This window comes from Streptomyces sp. NPDC044921 (genome assembly GCF_056432865.1).
This window is the reverse complement of sequence record NZ_JBWKIF010000003.1, coordinates 1-16019: the sequence shown is the minus strand read 5'-3', so window position 1 is coordinate 16019 and position 16019 is coordinate 1. Positions and strand designations below refer to the sequence as shown.

General features: G+C 70.4%; 15 protein-coding genes and 1 riboswitch. Of the genes, 7 read left to right on the top strand and 8 right to left on the bottom strand.

Annotation, left to right across the window (positions count from 1 at the left end; all coding sequences use genetic code 11):
* Positions 1 to 80: 80 nt before the first annotated feature.
* Positions 81 to 1154 (bottom strand): SIS domain-containing protein, encoded by a 1074-nt coding sequence (locus tag AC07DA_RS05185; protein ID WP_479124762.1) that lies wholly within the window; start codon positions 1152 to 1154, stop codon positions 81 to 83.
* Positions 1155 to 1399: 245 nt separating this feature from the next.
* Between AC07DA_RS05185 and nagB the strand changes: the two genes are divergently transcribed.
* Positions 1400 to 2185, top strand: coding sequence for a glucosamine-6-phosphate deaminase (gene nagB / locus AC07DA_RS05180; protein WP_479124760.1), 786 nt, complete (start codon positions 1400 to 1402; stop codon positions 2183 to 2185).
* Between the two features lie 29 nt (positions 2186 to 2214).
* Here the strand turns inward: nagB and AC07DA_RS05175 are convergent, their stop codons facing one another.
* From AC07DA_RS05175 to AC07DA_RS05150, 6 genes are all read right to left on the bottom strand, one after another.
* Positions 2215 to 2775 carry a hypothetical protein gene (locus AC07DA_RS05175; RefSeq protein WP_479124758.1) on the bottom strand — a complete coding sequence of 187 codons (561 nt, stop codon included), beginning with the start codon at positions 2773 to 2775 and terminating at the stop codon, positions 2215 to 2217.
* On the bottom strand, positions 2772 to 3020 hold the full coding sequence (locus AC07DA_RS05170) for a helix-turn-helix transcriptional regulator (RefSeq protein WP_479124757.1): 249 nt from the start codon (positions 3018 to 3020) through the stop codon (positions 2772 to 2774). Before AC07DA_RS05170 ends, AC07DA_RS05175 begins: the two co-directional genes overlap by 4 nt.
* Before the next feature lie 57 nt (positions 3021 to 3077).
* Positions 3078 to 4616: a glycoside hydrolase family 3 protein gene (locus AC07DA_RS05165; RefSeq protein ID WP_479124755.1), complete on the bottom strand. Its 1539-nt coding sequence runs from the start codon at positions 4614 to 4616 to the stop codon at positions 3078 to 3080.
* A gap of 9 nt (positions 4617 to 4625) precedes the next feature.
* On the bottom strand, positions 4626 to 5474 hold the full coding sequence (locus tag AC07DA_RS05160; RefSeq protein ID WP_479124753.1) for a carbohydrate ABC transporter permease: 849 nt from the start codon (positions 5472 to 5474) through the stop codon (positions 4626 to 4628).
* Positions 5471 to 6460, bottom strand: coding sequence for a carbohydrate ABC transporter permease (locus tag AC07DA_RS05155; RefSeq protein WP_479124751.1), 990 nt, complete (start codon positions 6458 to 6460; stop codon positions 5471 to 5473). Before AC07DA_RS05155 ends, AC07DA_RS05160 begins: the two co-directional genes overlap by 4 nt.
* 70 nt (positions 6461 to 6530) lie before the next feature.
* Entirely contained in the window at positions 6531 to 7814 is a 1284-nt protein-coding gene (locus AC07DA_RS05150; protein ID WP_479124749.1) for an extracellular solute-binding protein, read from the bottom strand.
* Between the two features lie 313 nt (positions 7815 to 8127).
* Between AC07DA_RS05150 and AC07DA_RS05145 the strand changes: the two genes are divergently transcribed.
* The 5 genes from AC07DA_RS05145 (at position 8128) to AC07DA_RS05125 (ending at position 14719) form a co-directional block, all read left to right on the top strand.
* On the top strand, positions 8128 to 8892 hold the full coding sequence (locus AC07DA_RS05145) for a GntR family transcriptional regulator (RefSeq protein WP_479124747.1): 765 nt from the start codon (positions 8128 to 8130) through the stop codon (positions 8890 to 8892).
* A gap of 130 nt (positions 8893 to 9022) precedes the next feature.
* A complete protein-coding gene (locus AC07DA_RS05140) occupies positions 9023 to 9283 on the top strand; it encodes a DUF3311 domain-containing protein (protein WP_479124745.1) in 261 nt (86 codons plus the stop codon).
* Entirely contained in the window at positions 9280 to 10908 is a 1629-nt protein-coding gene (mctP, locus tag AC07DA_RS05135) for a monocarboxylate uptake permease MctP (RefSeq protein WP_479124743.1), read from the top strand. Before AC07DA_RS05140 ends, mctP begins: the two co-directional genes overlap by 4 nt.
* Positions 10909 to 11095: 187 nt before the next feature.
* A riboswitch (cobalamin riboswitch) is annotated at positions 11096 to 11223 on the top strand.
* A 122-nt stretch (positions 11224 to 11345) separates the two neighbouring features.
* Positions 11346 to 13709, top strand: a complete 2364-nt coding sequence (locus AC07DA_RS05130; RefSeq protein WP_479124741.1) for a ribonucleoside-diphosphate reductase subunit alpha — start codon at positions 11346 to 11348, stop codon at positions 13707 to 13709.
* Entirely contained in the window at positions 13709 to 14719 is a 1011-nt protein-coding gene (locus tag AC07DA_RS05125) for a ribonucleotide-diphosphate reductase subunit beta (protein WP_479124740.1), read from the top strand. The genes AC07DA_RS05130 and AC07DA_RS05125 overlap by 1 nt, the downstream gene beginning before the upstream one ends.
* On the opposite strand, the gene AC07DA_RS05120 is transcribed toward AC07DA_RS05125, so the two are convergent.
* A complete protein-coding gene (locus AC07DA_RS05120) occupies positions 14632 to 14874 on the bottom strand; it encodes a hypothetical protein (RefSeq protein ID WP_479124739.1) in 243 nt (80 codons plus the stop codon). The two genes, AC07DA_RS05125 and AC07DA_RS05120, sit on opposite strands and share 88 nt — an antisense overlap.
* 93 nt (positions 14875 to 14967) lie before the next feature.
* Between AC07DA_RS05120 and AC07DA_RS05115 the strand changes: the two genes are divergently transcribed.
* Positions 14968 to 15930, top strand: coding sequence for a GlxA family transcriptional regulator (locus tag AC07DA_RS05115; RefSeq protein ID WP_479124737.1), 963 nt, complete (start codon positions 14968 to 14970; stop codon positions 15928 to 15930).
* Positions 15931 to 16019: the final 89 nt, after the last annotated feature.

Here is a 16019-nt window from a genome sequence, read left to right as displayed (position 1 = left end):
CGCGGCGCATCGCCTCCGGTGGGCCCACCTCACCGCGTCCCGTCACCTTCACCCGGGCGCGCCGCCGCCCGGGCCCGCGCTCACCGCGTTTCCGTCACCTTCGCCAGCGCGCGCGGCGCGTCCGGGTCCTGGCCCCGGGCGACCGTGACCTCGTACGCCAGGAGCTGCAGGGGGATGATCTCCAGGACGGGCTGGACCTCCTCGGCGACACCCCGGGTGGGCAGGACGAAGCCGGCCGAGGCCTGCTCCACCTGGTGCTCCGGGCCGATGACGACGAGGTCGGCACCGCGGCCCCGCAGCCGGTCCAGTACGGGCTGGAGCGCTTCGCCGCCCTTGCCGTCGGTGACCACGGCGATGACCGGGGAGACGTTGTCCACCATGGCGAGCGGTCCGTGCAGCAGGTCGGCGCCGGAGTAGGAGAGGGCGGGGATGTAGCTGGTCTCCATCAGCTTGAGGGCGGCCTCCTTGGCCGTGGGATAGCCGTAGCCGCGTGAGGTGATCACCATGCGCTCGGCGAAGCGGTACCGGGCGGCGAGCGCGCGCACCTCGTGCTGCCGGGCGAGCAGTTCCGCGGCGAGGCCGGGCAGGACGTGTGCGGCCGCTCCGTCGTCGCCGCGCAGGCCCTCGGCGAAGAGGTACAGGGTGAGATGGGAGGCGGTGTAGGTCTTGGTCGCGGGGAGGGCCTTCTCCGGTCCGGCCATGATGTCGATGTGGTACTCGGACACGCCCGCGAGCGGTGAGCCGGGGTTGTTGGTGACGGCCAGCGTGATCGCGCCCGCCTCGCGCGCGGCCCGGGTCGAGGCGACCAGGTCCGGGGAGCCGCCCGACTGGCTGACGGTGACGACCAGGACGTCGGTGAGGTCGGGGCGGGCGCCGTAGGCCGTGGTGGTGGACATCGAGGTGAGTCCGCAGGGCAGGCCGAGCCGGATCTCCAGGAGGTACTTGGCGTACAGCGCGGCGTTGTCGGAGGTGCCGCGGGCGGTGAGCAGGACGAAGCGGGGCGCGCGGCCGGCGATCCGCCGGGCCACGTCCTGGATCGCCGGGGCGCCCTCGGTGAGGATCCGGTGCAGGACGGCGGGCTGCTCCGCCATCTCCCGGGCCATGGCCCGGCCCGGGAGCTCGCTGGAGGGGTCCGATGTGGCGGCGGCGGTCATGGCGGCTCCTTCCCAGGGCGTCGGCGGATGCAGCTCCCATTCCACTCCCCCGGGCACCGGGACGCCCACGCGGGGCCGTGTTGTCACCTGCCGGAAACCCGTCCGGCACGGCGCCTCCGCCCGCGCGGGAGCGGCGCCCCGCACCCTGGGAGGGACGCCCCCGCTCTGTTAGATTGGTCTAAACCACACGACCCCTCCCGGGTCCAGTCCCAGGTGAGCATCCTCCTCAGATCGGCAGGCCCAACGTGGAAGTTGTCATCGTTCCGGACTCCAAGGCGGGTGGCGAGCTCATCGCCGAGGCCATGGCGCAGCTGCTCCGGCGCAAGCCCGACGCCCTGCTCGGCGTGGCCACGGGCTCGACGCCGCTGCCGGTGTACGAGGCGCTGGCGAGCAAGGTGCGTTCCGGTGCCGTGGACGTGGCGCGGGCGCGGATCGCCCAGCTCGACGAGTACGTGGGTCTGCCCGCCGACCATCCGGAGTCGTACCGGTCGGTGCTGCGGCGGGAGGTGCTGGAGCCGCTCGGGATCGGGATGGACCAGTTCACGGGGCCGGACGGTACGGCGGAGGACGTGCAGGGGGCGTGCGCGGCGTACGACCAGGCCCTCGCCGACGCCGGCGGGGTGGACCTGCAGCTTCTCGGGATCGGGACCGACGGGCACATAGGGTTCAACGAGCCGTGTTCGTCACTGGCCTCGCGGACCCGGATCAAGACGCTGACCGAGCAGACCCGGATCGACAACGCCCGGTTCTTCGGCGGTGACATCGACCAGGTGCCGCACCACGTGATCACCCAGGGCATCGGCACCATCCTGGAGGCCCGGCACCTGGTGCTGCTCGCCACCGGCGAGGGCAAGGCGGACGCGGTGGCGGCGACGGTGGAGGGGCCGGTCGCGGCGGTGTGCCCGGCGTCCGCGCTCCAGCTCCACCCGCATGCGACCGTCGTGGTCGACGAGGCCGCCGCGTCGAAGCTGAAGCTGGCGGACTACTTCCGGCACACCTACGCCAACAAGCCCGACTGGCAGGGCATCTAGCGTCTGACGCCGCCCCGTCCCGCGCGGCCTCATCCGGACGGCAGGTCCTGGCGGCCGAGGGCCCCGGTCGTCAGGGCGTCGTCGTCCGGCTCGTCCTCGGCCAGCCAGCCGGCCACCCACAGGGGCATCACCCAGTGGGTGACGAGGACGGCGATGAGCAGGGGCGCGGCGTAGGCCCTCGGGGCGTCGCCGGCGACGCCGCCCGTGATCAGCAGGGTGACCGCCGCCGCGGCCAGCAGCAGGGTCGTCACGCGGTGGGCCCGGGCCAGGACACGGCTGCGTTCGGTCGTCTGCCGCTCGTCCAGGACGTGTGCGCGCAGCTCCAGCAGGCCCTGGGTGGCGCCGTTGATCACGCCGGTCGCGACCATCCAGGGGAGCAGCAGCAGCGCCATCGCGACGACGGTCCACAGCGGTTCGCCCTCGGCGAGGTACAGGTGGGTCATCAGGCCGCCGATGGCCAGCGTGAGCGTGACGTGGGCGGCCACCGTCAGCCGGCGACGGGCTGCCGTGGCGTACCAGGCCGCGCCGCGGCGGTCGTTCATCAGCAGCAGCATGGTCCGGTCGTAGCGCGTCAGGCGTGTCGTCGTCATGGCTGGTTCCTCCCGTAGACCTCGTCCGTGAGCGGCCGGAACGGTTCGAGGGAGAACAGGGCCTCGACCGGCAGCCCGAAGAACTTGGCGATCTTCAGTGCCAGGTCGAGGCTCGGGTTGTACTGCCCCCGCTCGATGTAGCCGATGGTCTGGTAGTGCACTCCCACCGCCTCGGCCAGGCTCTGGCGCGACACCTTCCGTTCGGCACGCACCACGGACAGCCTGTTGTGGACCTGCTCGCTCATGTATAAGGAGTACTACATCTGATCGCAGATCCACAACCAATGTCGGGGGCGGAGGCTTCAGTGGTCCGCGACCCCCGCGATGACCTCGGCCGCCGCGCGGCCGCAGACGCGGGCCGCGCCGTGGGTGGCGATGTGCAGGGCGCCGCGCGGGGCGGCCTGCGGCACGCCCATCTCGACGACGATCGTGTCGGGGCGGGCGGCCAGCAGGATGTCGAGGGCGGAGGTCATCCAGCGGTGGCGGTGTTCGTCCCGGACGACGGCGACGATGCGACGCGGGCCGGCCGCCTCCAGGGCCGCCCGGCCGGCGCTCTGCCCGGCCTCGCTCTCCGGGCCCTCCCCGGCGGAGAAGCTGCCGGTCACGGTGCCGGGCAGGAGGTGGATGAGTTCGGCGGCGACGCCCCAGGGGGTCTCGTCGCCGACGGCGATGTTGGCGACGGGCGTGAGGGCGGCGACGTAGGGCGGTTCGGTCAGGGGCTCGAAGGCCTCCGGGCTGCCGAGACCGGGGGCGGGGGTCACCGTCAGGGCGCGGCGGGCGGCGCGCAGGCCGACCTCGCCGCCGTGGGAGTCCTCCGCCGGGCGCCCGGCCGTACCCGTCCAGCGGGCCAGGGACCGGACGCGGTCGGCCGCGTCGGCGAGGCGTTCCTCGGCGAGTTCGCCGGTGCGGACGGCCCCGACCAGGGCGTCCCGCAGGCGGAGCACCGTCGCGTCGTCGGCCAGGCCGCCGCCCACGCAGATCGCGTCGGCTCCGGCGGCGACGGCGAGGACGCTGCCGCGTTCGATGCCGTAGGTGCCGGCGATGGCGCGCATCTCCATGCCGTCGGTGACGATCAGGCCGTCGTAGCCGAGTTCGCCGCGCAGCAGGCCGGTCAGGATGCGGCGGGAGAGGGTGGCCGGGTGGTCGGGGTCGAGGGCCGGGACGAGGATGTGGGCGCTCATGACGGCCCGGGTGCCGGCGGCGATGGCGGCCCGGAAGGGCGCCAGTTCGCGCTCGGCCAGCACCTCGGCGGAGACGTCGATGCGCGGCAGGGCGTGGTGGGAGTCGACGGCCGTGTCGCCGTGGCCCGGGAAGTGCTTGGTGCAGGCGGCGACCCCGGCGGACTGCAGGCCGGTGACGTAGGCGGCGGTGTGCCGGGCGGCCAGAGCGGTGTCGGCGCCGAAGGAGCGCACGCCGATGACCGGGTTGCGCGGGTCGGAGTTGACGTCGGCGGAGGGGGCCCAGTTGAGGTTGACGCCGCAGGCGGCGAGGCGGCGGCCCAGTTCGCGGGCGACCTGGTGGGTCAGCTCCACGTCGTCGACGGCGCCGAGGGCGTGGTTGCCCGGGAAGGAGGAGCCGCTGCGCACCTCCAGGCGGGTGACGTCACCGCCCTCCTCGTCGATGGCGACGAGGACGTCGTCGCGCTCGGCCCGCAGCTGGGCGGTGAGGGCGGCGAGCTGGTCCGGTGAGGCGATGTTGCGGCCGAAGAGCCCGACGGAGGCCAGGCCCTCACCGAGCCGGCGCAGCAGCCAGTCGGGCGCGGTGGTGCCGGTGAAGCCGGGCTGCAGGACGGTCAGGGCGTCGCGGGTGAGCGTGTCGGTGCCGCTGGCGAGTGTCGTCATCGGGTGAGGTCATCCCTTCACGGCGCCCGCGGTCAGGCCCGCGGCCATCTTGCGCTGGACGAGGAGGAAGAGGGCGACGATCGGCACGGCCATCATCGTGGCTCCGGCCATCATCGGCGCGTATTCGGTGCCGTGCTTGGTGGTGAAGTTGCCGAGCCAGACGGTCGCGGTCTGGTTCTTCTGGCTGAGGAGCATCAGGGCGTAGAGGTACTCGTTCCAGGCCTGGATGAAGGCGTAGACCGAGGTGGCGACCATGCCGGGGGCCAGCAGGGGGAAGACGACCCGCAGGAAGGCGCTGGTGCGGGAGCAGCCGTCGACCATGGCGGCTTCCTCCAGCTCCTTGGGGATGTTGACGATGAAGCCCCGCAGGGTCCAGACCGTGAAGGGCAGGACGAAGGTCAGGTAGGTGATGATCAGGCCGGTGAGCCGGTCGTACTGGCCGAGGTCGTTCAGGAGCAGGAACACCGGGATGATCATGGCGACCAGCGGCACCATCTGGACGGCGAGGATGCCCACGATCACGATCTTGCGGCCGCGGAAGGCGAACCGGGAGATGGCGAGCGCGGCGAGCAGCCCGACGACCATGCCGATGACGACGACCGCGAGCGACACCACCAGGCTGCGCCCGACCGGGCCCCAGAAGTCGGAGATGTCCAGCGCCCGGCCGAAGTTGTCGAGGGTCAGGCCGGTCGGCAGCAGGCTCGGGTCGGGGTCGATGGCGTCCTTGGCGGGCTTGAACGCCGTGTTGAGCATCCAGTAGAGCGGGAAGCCCGCGATGAGGAAGACCAGGAGGCCGAGGAGGTTCCAGCCGAGCCGCGGGTTCCTCCTGCGGCGGCGGGTTCCGGCGAGCGTGCTCATTCGACCTCTCCGATCTTCAGCATCTGCCGCATGTAGACGGCGACGACGCCGAGCAGCAGCAGGACGGTGATCAGGGCGATGGCCGAGCCCTGGGCGTAGTCGTTGACCACGAAGGCGCGGTCGTAGGAGTAGGTGTTGAGGACCTGGAACTCCGGCTCGGGGTGGCCGTTGCGCATGACGAACACCTGCGGGAAGACACCCATGTCCCAGATGACCGACAGGGTCGTGAGCATCACGATGATCGGCTTGAGGACGGGCAGGGTGACGTAGCGGAAGACGCCCCAGGAGCCGGCGCCGTCCAGGCGGGCGGCCTCCTCCAGTTCCTTCGGGACCTGGGTGAGACCGGCGCTGAGCGTGATGACCACGAACGGCACGGCTCCCCAGACGACCAGGAGCATGATCACGGCCAGGCCCTGGGGGCCGCTGGCGAACCAGTTGTGGCCGATCATGTCGATGCCGGGCAGCTTGCTCAGCAGGGCGTTGAAGACGCCGTAGTCGGAGTCGAAGAGCCACTTGAAGACCGTGGTGGCCACGATCACGGGCATGCCCCAGCTGGCCACCAGCACGATGTTGATGAGGACCTTCAGCCAGCCCGAGACGCGCTGCAGCAGCAGGGCGAGCGCCATGCCGATCACCATGGTGAGCACGACGGCCCCGCCCGCGAAGATCACCGTGCGCAGTACGACGGCCCAGAACTCGCCGTCACCGAGCACCTTGGCGAAGTTGTCGAAGCCGACGCTCTCGGCGGGCTGGAAGCCCCACAGCTGGGACTGGCCGAACTTCTGGAAGGACAGGGTGACCAGGCGGGCCAGCGGATAGGCCATGACCAGGGCCAGGACCAGCAGGCAGGGGGCGAGCAGCAGCCACGGGACGGCGGCACCTCCCGAGGTGCGCTGCGCGCGGGGCCGCCGGCCGGCGGGGGGCGGCACAGGTACCGGCCGCGGTGGCGGCACCTTGGCGGGGGTGGTGGTGTCTGCGGCACTCATCGCGCGCTCCTTGGCGGTCCCTCTGGTCCTGACGACGGCGGGGCTCCGCGTGGGGAGCCCCGCCCGTAGGTCACTTGGTGTTGATGACCTTGTCGATCGCGGCGTCCGCCTCCTTGGCGGCGGCCTCGACGGACTTCTTGCCGGTGCCGATGTTCTGCAGCATGGTCTGCAGGATCTGCGCCTTCTCGACCTGGCCCCAGCCGGGTGCCATGGGGACGAACCAGTTGGACTCGGCCGCGGTGGCCGGGACCGCCGTCTTGGGGTCGTTCTTGAGCGTGGCGAGGTCCGTCTTGTTGTTGGGCAGGTTGCCCTTGGCCATCAGGCCCTTCTGCCCGGAGGAGCCGGTGAACGCGTTGATCCACTCGGCGGCCAGGTCCTGCGCGTCGGACTTCACCGGCACGGCGAGGTCGGAACCGCCCAGGAAGACCGGCATGTTCTTGCCGGACGGGCCGGGCATCACGAAGTTCTCGAGGTTGCCCTTGAGCTTGCCGCTCTTGTCGTTCTTCGGGTCCTCGGCGGTGGCGCCCTCCCAGGCGGCCGCGAAGATCATGGCGGACTTGCCCTGGCCGTAGACGATGTAGCGGTCGGACTCGTCCTTGGTCTTGTCGCCGTGCATGTACTTGTCGACGACGTTCTTGAACTCCTTGAGGCCCTTGAGGGACTCCGGCGAGGAGAGCGTGGCCTTCCACTGGCCGCCCGACTCGGTGGCGATGGCGCCGCCCGCGTCGTAGACGAAGGACATGGCCGCGTACCAGTCGCGGGTGGGCTGGTACCAGGCGTTGAACTTGTCGCCCTGCTTCTTCTGGATCTTGTCCAGGGCGTCGGTCAGTTCCTGGTACGTCTTCGGGGGCGTCTTCACGCCGACCGAGGCGGCGATGTCCTTGCGCCAGTTGGCGACGCGGCCGCCGGCGTAGTAGGGGACGCCGTAGGTCTTGCCCTCGTAGGTCACCGAGGCCTTGAGGCCGTCCAGCCAGGCGTCGGAGTTGTCGAACGTGCCCTGGTCGAGGGGGGCGAAGGCGCCCTTGACCATGTAGCCGAGCATCTCGGTGTTGCCCATCTCGACCACGTCGGGGGCCTTGTCGGTGGCCAGGACGGCGTCGAGCTTGGCGTTCTTGTCGGGCCAGCCGTAGTACTCATGGCTGATCTTCAGACCCGGGTGCTTCTTCTTCACCGCGTCGTCGGCGGCCTTCACCAGCTCCGGCCAGTTGTTCTGGGCGTCGACGGTGAGCCAGACGGTCAGCTCCTTGGCGTCCGCGCCGCCCTTGTCCGAGCCCCCGTCGCCCTCGCCGCCGCACGCCGCGATGGAGACCATCATGCCCGCGATACCGATCGCGGCTGTCAGCTTGCGCTTCACGCCACCCTCCTCAAGGGATCCCACAACCCCCCTGGCTCCCCGCGGTGAACGGCGGGCCGGGCCTGGACCATTGGTGTAGACCAGTACCGGGAGCTTGGCCCAGGCCAATCAGCCTGTCAAGGGTCGCGAGAAGGCTCTGACCAGCCGTTATGCGACCTACATATGCAGGAACCTTTAAGTAAGAAGCCAGCGAAAACCCGCTTGCACAGGCCATACTTCAGGTAGACCACTCGCAGTGGTGGACTAGACCAAACAAGACGCCGACGGTATACAAGTGAGATCGTGTCGGCGGACCGAGCCGGGAAGGCGGAGCATGAGCACCGACGTCAGCAGTGCGGAGAACGAGAACGGGGTGCCCGTCCGTACCGCACGCGTGCCCAAGTACTACCGCCTGAAGAAGCACCTGCTCGACATGACGGAGACCCAGGCGCCCGGCACGCCCGTCCCGCCCGAGCGCACCCTCGCGGCGGAGTTCGACACCTCCCGCACGACCGTGCGCCAGGCACTCCAGGAACTGGTCGTCGAGGGCCGGCTGGAACGCATCCAGGGCAAGGGCACCTTCGTCGCCAAGCCGAAGGTCTCGCAGGCCCTGCAACTGACCTCGTACACCGAGGACATGCGCGCCCAGGGCCTGGAGCCGACCTCGCAGCTGCTGGACATCGGCTACATCACGGCCGACGACCGGCTCGCCGGGCTGCTCGACATCACGCCGGGCGGACGCGTGCTGCGCATCGAGCGCCTGCGCATGGCCAACGGCGAGCCCATGGCCATCGAGACCACCCACCTCAGCGCCAAGCGCTTCCCCGCCCTGCGCCGCTCCCTGGCGAAGTACACGTCCCTCTACACCGCGCTCGCCGAGGTCTACGACGTCCATCTCGCCGAGGCCGAGGAGACCATCGAGACGTCCCTGGCCACCCCGCGCGAGGCCGGCCTGCTCGGCACGGACGTCGGGCTGCCGATGCTGATGCTCTCCCGGCACTCGCTGGACCGGGACGGCCGGCCGGTGGAGTGGGTGCGGTCGGTCTACCGGGGCGACCGGTACAAGTTCGTGGCCCGTCTCAAGCGTCCCCAGGAGTAGCCGACCGCAGGCGGATCCGCCGTTTCTTTTGGGTACCGCATTGCGGACGAGGGGTTCCGCTGTCGCCGCACCCTGACCTAGATTGCCTGCGCATTGCACAGGTGATCACTTGAGGGGACGGAGCCGCCTGATGTCGCAAGCCCCGGAAGTCAGCAGAGGGCCGGTGGTGACGCCGACGCGCGTCGTCATCGCCGTCTGTCTCATAGCGCCCTTCGTTGCCATGCTGTGGGTCGGCTCGTACGCGAAGACCGACCCGGCCTTCATCGGGATCCCGTTCTTCTACTGGTACCAGATGGCGTGGGTGCTGATCTCCACGGCGCTGACGATGATCGCCTTCAAGCTGTGGCAGCGTGACCAGCGCGCCCGCCGGAAGGGCGGTGCGTCGGAGTGAAGGACGGCGTCAACGGCGTCGCACTCGCCGTCTTCATCTTCTTCTTCCTGGCCGTCACGGTCATGGGCTTCCTCGCCGCGCGCTGGCGCAAGGCCGAGAACGAGCACAGCCTGGACGAATGGGGCCTGGGCGGCCGCTCGTTCGGCACGTGGATCACCTGGTTCCTGCTCGGCGGCGACCTGTACACGGCGTACACCTTCGTGGCGGTGCCGGCGGCGATCTACGCGGCGGGAGCGGCCGGCTTCTTCGCGGTGCCCTACACGATCCTGGTCTACCCGCTGATCTTCACGTTCCTGCCGCGCCTGTGGTCGGTCTCGCACAAGCACGGCTACGTGACGACCTCCGACTTCGTGCGCGGCCGCTTCGGCTCCAAGGGGCTGTCCCTGGCCGTGGCGCTGACCGGCATCCTGGCGACGATGCCCTACATCGCGCTCCAGCTGGTCGGCATCCAGGCCGTGCTGGACGTGATGGGTATCGGCGGCGGCGAGAACACCAACTGGTTCATCAAGGACCTGCCGCTGCTGATCGCCTTCGGCGTGCTGGCTGCCTACACGTACTCGTCGGGTCTGCGGGCGCCCGCGCTGATCGCGTTCGTGAAGGACACGCTGATCTACATCGTCATCGCGGTGGCGATCATCTACATCCCGATCAAGCTCGGCGGCTTCGACGACATCTTCGCCAAGGCGGGTGAGGCGTTCAGCGAGACCAACCCGGCCACGGGCGCGCCGCGCGGTGCGCTGACGCCGCCGGAGGCGGGTCAGTGGACCTACGCCACGCTGGCGTTGGGCTCGGCGCTGGCGCTGTTCATGTACCCGCACTCCATCACGGCGACCCTGTCCTCCAAGAGCCGTGAGGTGATCCGCCGCAACACCACGATCCTGCCGCTGTACTCGCTGATGCTGGGCCTGCTGGCGCTGCTCGGCTTCATGGCGATCGCGGCCGGGATCAAGGTGCAGAACGGGCAGCTGGCGATCCCGCAGCTGTTCGAGACGATGTTCCCGGACTGGTTCGCCGGTGTGGCCTTCGCCGCCATCGGCATCGGCGCGCTCGTGCCCGCGGCCATCATGTCCATCGCGGCCGCGAACCTGTTCACGCGCAACATCTACAAGGACTTCATCAAGCCGGACGCCACGCCCGCGCAGGAGACGAAGGTCTCCAAGCTGGTGTCCCTGCTGGTGAAGGTGGGCGCGCTGGCCTTCGTGCTGACGATGGACAAGACGGTCGCCATCAACTTCCAGCTGCTCGGCGGCATCTGGATCCTGCAGACCTTCCCGGCCCTGGTCGGCGGCCTGTTCACCCGCTGGTTCCACCGCTGGGCGCTGCTCGCGGGCTGGGCGGTCGGCATGGTCTACGGCACGGTCGCCGCGTACGGGGTCGCCTCGCCGACGCAGAAGCACTTCGGCGGCTCCTCCAAGGAGATCCCCGGCATCGGCGAGATCGGCTACATCGGCCTCACGGCGTTCGTCCTGAACGTGGTGGTGACGGTGGTCCTGACCTTCGTGCTCAGGGCGCTGAAGGCCCCCGACGGCGTCGACGAGACCAAGCCGGAGGACTACACGGCGGACGCGGGCGACCCCGGGGTACAGGTGGAGCTCCCGCCTGCCACGGCCGGTTCGTCGCACTGACCTCCCGGCGCGGAGCACCGCGCGACACACACCGGACGACCCCCGGCGGGCCGCCGTGAGAACACCTCACGGCGGCCCGCCGTCGTCCCGCGGCCGGCGAAGATCACTCTGCACACCTGCCGGCTGACCCTCTGAAACCAGCGCGACACAACATCTGGGGGTGGCATCCGAACCCGGCACAAGATGTATGCTCATGCTCGCTGTCGCCGCAGGGGAATCCGGTGCGAATCCGGAACTGTCCCGCAACGGTGTACCCATGCCCTTTCACACGGTATGGGCGTCAGTCCGAGGACCTGCCGACAGTGCGCCCGGCCATCCGGCCGGTGTGCCTGACGTCCGGGCCTCGTGGAATGGGCCGGTGGACGCGACGCCGTGTGCGCTCGTGTGCTGCCCCCTGCCCTCGACGAGGCCCCGTGCCGAGCGAGGGAGAGCCCCACGTGACCATCGCGCCAGCCGATCCGGTCTCAGCCGCCGGAGAAGACGCGGAAGAAGCGCACGACGCTCCCGGTGCCGCCCTGTTGCGGACCCTGACCGAGCTGACCGCCGACCTCCCCGACGCCGATCCGGGCCGGGTCGCCGCCGCCGCCCTGCGCGGCCGGTCCGCGCGGGCGGACGAGACGGAGTTGCGCGAGCTGGCGACGGAGGCGGCCGCCGGTCTCATCTCCGAGGACCCCGCCTACTCCCGGCTGGCCGCCCGGCTGCTGACCATCGGCATCCGTGCCGAGGCCGCCTCCCAGGGCGTCACCTCCTTCACGCAGTCGGTCGCCGTGGGCCACCGCGAGGGTCTGATCGCCGACCGCACCGCCGCGTTCGTCCGGCTGCACGCGGCCCGGCTCGACGCGCTGATCGACACCGCCGCCGACGACCGCTTCGGCTACTTCGGCCTGCGCACCCTGCACAGCCGCTACCTGCTCCGGCACCCGATCACCCGCAAGGTGATCGAGACGCCCCAGCACTTCATGCTGCGCGTGGCGAGCGGCCTCGCCGAGGACGACACCGCACGGGCCGTGGACGAAGTCGCGGCGCTCTACCGGCTGATGAGCCGCCTCGACTACCTCCCCTCCTCCCCCACGCTGTTCAACTCCGGCACCCGGCACCCCCAGATGTCGTCCTGCTACCTCCTCGACTCCCCCAAGGACGAGCTGGACTCCCTCTACGACCGCTACCACCAGGTCGCCCGCCTGTCGAAGCACGCCGGCGGCATCGGCATCGCCTACTCCCGCGTCCGGGCCCGGGGTTCGCTGATCCGCGGCACGAACGGGCACTCCAACGGCATCGTCCCGTTCCTGAAGACCCTCGACGCCTCGGTCGCCGCCGTGAACCAGGGCGGCCGCCGCAAGGGCGCCGCCGCCGTCTACCTGGAGACCTGGCACGCGGACATCGAGGAGTTCCTGGAGCTGCGCGACAACACCGGTGAGGACGCCCGGCGCACGCACAACCTGAACCTCGCGCACTGGGTCCCGGACGAGTTCATGCGGCGGGTGAACGCCGACGCGCAGTGGTCGCTGTTCTCCCCCGCGGACGTGCCCGAGCTGGTCGACCTGTGGGGCGAGGAGTTCGACACCGCCTACCGGGCCGCCGAGGCGAAGGGCCTGGCGCGCAAGACGCTGCCCGCGCGCGAGCTGTACGGCCGGATGATGCGCACCCTCGCGCAGACCGGCAACGGCTGGATGACCTTCAAGGACGCCGCCAACCGCACCGCCAACCAGACCGCCGAGCCGGGCCACGTGGTGCACTCCTCCAACCTCTGCACGGAGATCCTGGAGGTCACCAGCGACGGCGAGACGGCGGTCTGCAACCTGGGGTCCGTCAACCTCGGCGCCTTCGTCGGCGACGGGGACATCGACTGGGAACGGCTGGACGACACCGTCCGCACGGCCGTGACGTTCCTCGACCGGGTCGTCGACATCAACTTCTACCCGACCGAGCAGGCGGGCCGCTCCAACGCCCGCTGGCGACCGGTCGGCCTCGGCGCGATGGGCCTGCAGGACGTCTTCTTCCAGCTGCGTCTGCCCTTCGACTCGCCCGAGGCGAAGGCCCTGTCCACCCGCATCGCCGAACGCGTCATGCTCGCCGCCTACGAGGCCTCCGCCGACCTGGCCGAGCGCAACGGCCCCCTGCCCGCCTGGGAGAAGACCCGTACGGCCCGGGGCGTGCTGCACCCCGACCACTACGACGTGGACCTGACCTGGCCCGAGCGCTGGGCGGCCCTGCGCGAGCGGATCGCCACGACCGGCCTGCGCAACTCCCTGCTCCTCGCCATCGCGCCCACCGCCACCATCGCCTCCATCGCGGGCGTCTACGAGTGCATCGAGCCGCAGGTGTCCAACCTGTTCAAGCGCGAGACGCTGTCCGGCGAGTTCCTCCAGGTCAACTCCTACCTGGTGGACGAGCTCAAGCGGCTCGGCGTGTGGGACGCCCGCACCCGGGAGGCGCTGCGCGAGGCCAACGGCTCGGTGCAGGGCTTCGCCTGGATCCCCGAGGACGTCCGCGCGCTCTACCGCACGGCCTGGGAGATCCCCCAGCGCGGCCTGATCGACATGGCGGCGGCCAGGACCCCGTTCCTGGACCAGTCCCAGTCCCTGAACCTCTTCCTGGAGACGCCGACCATCGGCAAGCTCTCCTCGATGTACGCCTACGCCTGGAAGTCCGGGCTGAAGACGACGTACTACCTGCGCTCGCGCCCGGCGACCCGCATCGCCCGCGCCGCCCGGGCCGCTGTCCCCGTGCAGGCCACCCCCGACCCCGAAGCGGTCGCCTGCTCCCTGGAAAACCCCGAGTCCTGCGAGGCCTGCCAGTAATGCCCAGCAACCAGAACCTTCTCGACCCCGGCTTCGAGCTGACCCTGCGCCCCATGCGCTACCCGGACTTCTACGAGCGCTACCGGGACGCCATCAAGAACACCTGGACCGTGGAGGAGGTCGACCTCCACTCGGACGTCGCCGACCTCGCCAAGCTCTCCCCCGCCGAACAGCACCTGATCGGCCGGCTGGTGGCGTTCTTCGCGACCGGCGACTCGATCGTCGCGAACAACCTGGTGCTGACGCTGTACAAGCACATCAACTCCCCCGAGGCGCGGCTGTACCTGAGCCGTCAGCTGTTCGAGGAGGCCGTGCACGTCCAGTTCTACCTGACGCTGCTCGACACCTACCTGCCCGACCCGGAGGACCGCGCGGCGGCCTTCGCGGCGGTGGAGAACATCCCGTCCATCCGCGAGAAGGCGGAGTTCTGCTTCAGGTGGATGGACTCGGTCGAGAAGCTGGACCGGCTGGAGTCACAGGCGGACCGGCGCCGCTTCCTGCTCAACCTGATCTGCTTCGCGGCCTGCATCGAGGGCCTGTTCTTCTACGGTGCCTTCGCCTACGTCTACTGGTTCCGCAGCCGGGGCCTGCTGCACGGCCTGGCCACCGGCACCAACTGGGTGTTCCGCGACGAGACCATGCACATGTCGTTCGCGTTCGACGTGGTCGACACCGTCCGCAAGGAGGAGCCGGAGCTGTTCGACGACCGGCTCCAGCAGGAGGTGACGGACATGCTCCGGGAGGCCGTCGAGGCCGAGCTGCAGTTCGCGCGCGACCTGTGCGGGGACGGCCTGCCGGGCATGAACACCGAGTCGATGCGGCAGTACCTGGAGTGCGTCGCCGACCAGCGGCTGACCCGCCTGGGCTTCGCTCCGGTGTACGGCTCGGAGAACCCCTTCTCCTTCATGGAGCTCCAGGGGGTTCAGGAGCTGACCAACTTCTTCGAGCGGCGGCCCTCCGCGTACCAGGTGGCGGTGGAGGGCACCGTCGACCTGGACGAGGACTTCTGAGCCGGAGCGTCCTCGCGGGCCTCCTGGGCCTCCCGGATCTGCCGGTCGATGCGCCGGTCGCGCATCAGGCCGAGCACGGACGGGAGGACCAGGAGGACCAGCGTCCCGAGTACGAAGATCATGGCGATGAGTGTCTGCGTCTGGTTCGTGTCCATGGACACCACTGTGACGCCGGATGGTCCTTACCGTCAGTGGCAGTACTGCCGTAGACCCTCGAATTACTGCCAGCGGCGAGGCACACTGGGAGCATGCTGCAGAACGTGGCCGTCGCTCTGCTCGACGGCGTGACCCCCTTCGAACTCGGCGTGGTGTGCGAGGTCTTCGGCACCGACCGCAGCGACGACGGCCTGCCGGTGTACGACTTCGCCGTGGCCTCGGCCGAGGGCCCCTCCGTGCGCATGGCCTCGGGCTTGTCGCTGCGCGTCGAGCACGGCCTGGAGCGGCTGGAGACGGCCGACCTCATCGCCGTCCCGGCCGGGGACGGCTACTCCACCCGCACCTTCCCGCCTCCGCTGCTCGACGCCCTGCGCCGCGGTGTGGAGCGCGGCGCCCGGGTGCTCAGCGTCTGCTCCGGCGTCTTCGTCCTGGCCGCGGCCGGGCTGCTGGACGACCGGCGCTGCGCGGTGCACTGGAAGCACGCGCGGGACCTCGCCCTGCGCTACCCCCGGGTGGTGGTCGAGCCGGACGTGCTCTACGTCGACGAGGATCCGGTGATCACCTCCGCGGGCACCGCCGCCGGCATCGACGCCTGCCTCCACCTGGTCCGCAAGGAGCAGGGCCCGGAGGTCGCCAACAAGATCGCCCGCCGGATGGTGGTGCCGCCGCACCGCGACGGCGGCCAGGCCCAGTACATCGAGCGCCCGCTGCCGCACTCCGAGGCCGACACCATCGGCGAGGTGCTGGCGTGGATGGAGCGCCACCTCGACGAGGAGGTCACCGTCGAGCAGCTCGCCGCCCGCGCGCACATGTCCCCGCGCACGTTCGCCCGCCGCTTCCAGCAGGAGACGGGTACGACTCCCTACCGCTGGGTGCTGCGCCAGCGCGTACTGCTGGCCCAGCGGCTGCTGGAGGCGACGGACGAGACGATGGACGCGATCGCCGGCCGCACGGGGTTCGGCAACGCGGCCGCGCTGCGCCACCACTTCGTGCGGACGGTCGGGACCACGCCGAACGCCTACCGGCGCACCTTCAGGGGCCCCGAGGCGGCCTAGGTGTGCTGTCCCGGGACGTTGGTGACACGCGTGCTGGGTGCTTGAACGGGTGAGGGCCTTCTGGGTTCGGTGTGGATTGCGACATCTAC

Bases quoted from the DNA above. Each gene is read 5' to 3' on its own strand.
- AC07DA_RS05185 (WP_479124762.1), bottom strand. From the start codon at position 1,154: ATGACCGCCGCCGCCACATCGGACCCCTCCAGCGAGCTCCCGGGCCGG.
- AC07DA_RS05175 (WP_479124758.1), bottom strand. From the start codon at position 2,775: ATGACGACGACACGCCTGACGCGCTACGACCGGACCATGCTGCTGCTG.
- AC07DA_RS05170 (WP_479124757.1), bottom strand. From the start codon at position 3,020: ATGAGCGAGCAGGTCCACAACAGGCTGTCCGTGGTGCGTGCCGAACGG.
- AC07DA_RS05165 (WP_479124755.1), bottom strand. From the start codon at position 4,616: ATGACGACACTCGCCAGCGGCACCGACACGCTCACCCGCGACGCCCTG.
- AC07DA_RS05160 (WP_479124753.1), bottom strand. From the start codon at position 5,474: ATGAGCACGCTCGCCGGAACCCGCCGCCGCAGGAGGAACCCGCGGCTC.
- AC07DA_RS05155 (WP_479124751.1), bottom strand. From the start codon at position 6,460: ATGAGTGCCGCAGACACCACCACCCCCGCCAAGGTGCCGCCACCGCGG.
- AC07DA_RS05145 (WP_479124747.1), top strand. From the start codon at position 8,128: ATGAGCACCGACGTCAGCAGTGCGGAGAACGAGAACGGGGTGCCCGTC.
- AC07DA_RS05140 (WP_479124745.1), top strand. From the start codon at position 9,023: ATGTCGCAAGCCCCGGAAGTCAGCAGAGGGCCGGTGGTGACGCCGACG.
- AC07DA_RS05125 (WP_479124740.1), top strand. From the start codon at position 13,709: ATGCCCAGCAACCAGAACCTTCTCGACCCCGGCTTCGAGCTGACCCTG.
- AC07DA_RS05120 (WP_479124739.1), bottom strand. From the start codon at position 14,874: ATGGACACGAACCAGACGCAGACACTCATCGCCATGATCTTCGTACTC.
- AC07DA_RS05115 (WP_479124737.1), top strand. From the start codon at position 14,968: ATGCTGCAGAACGTGGCCGTCGCTCTGCTCGACGGCGTGACCCCCTTC.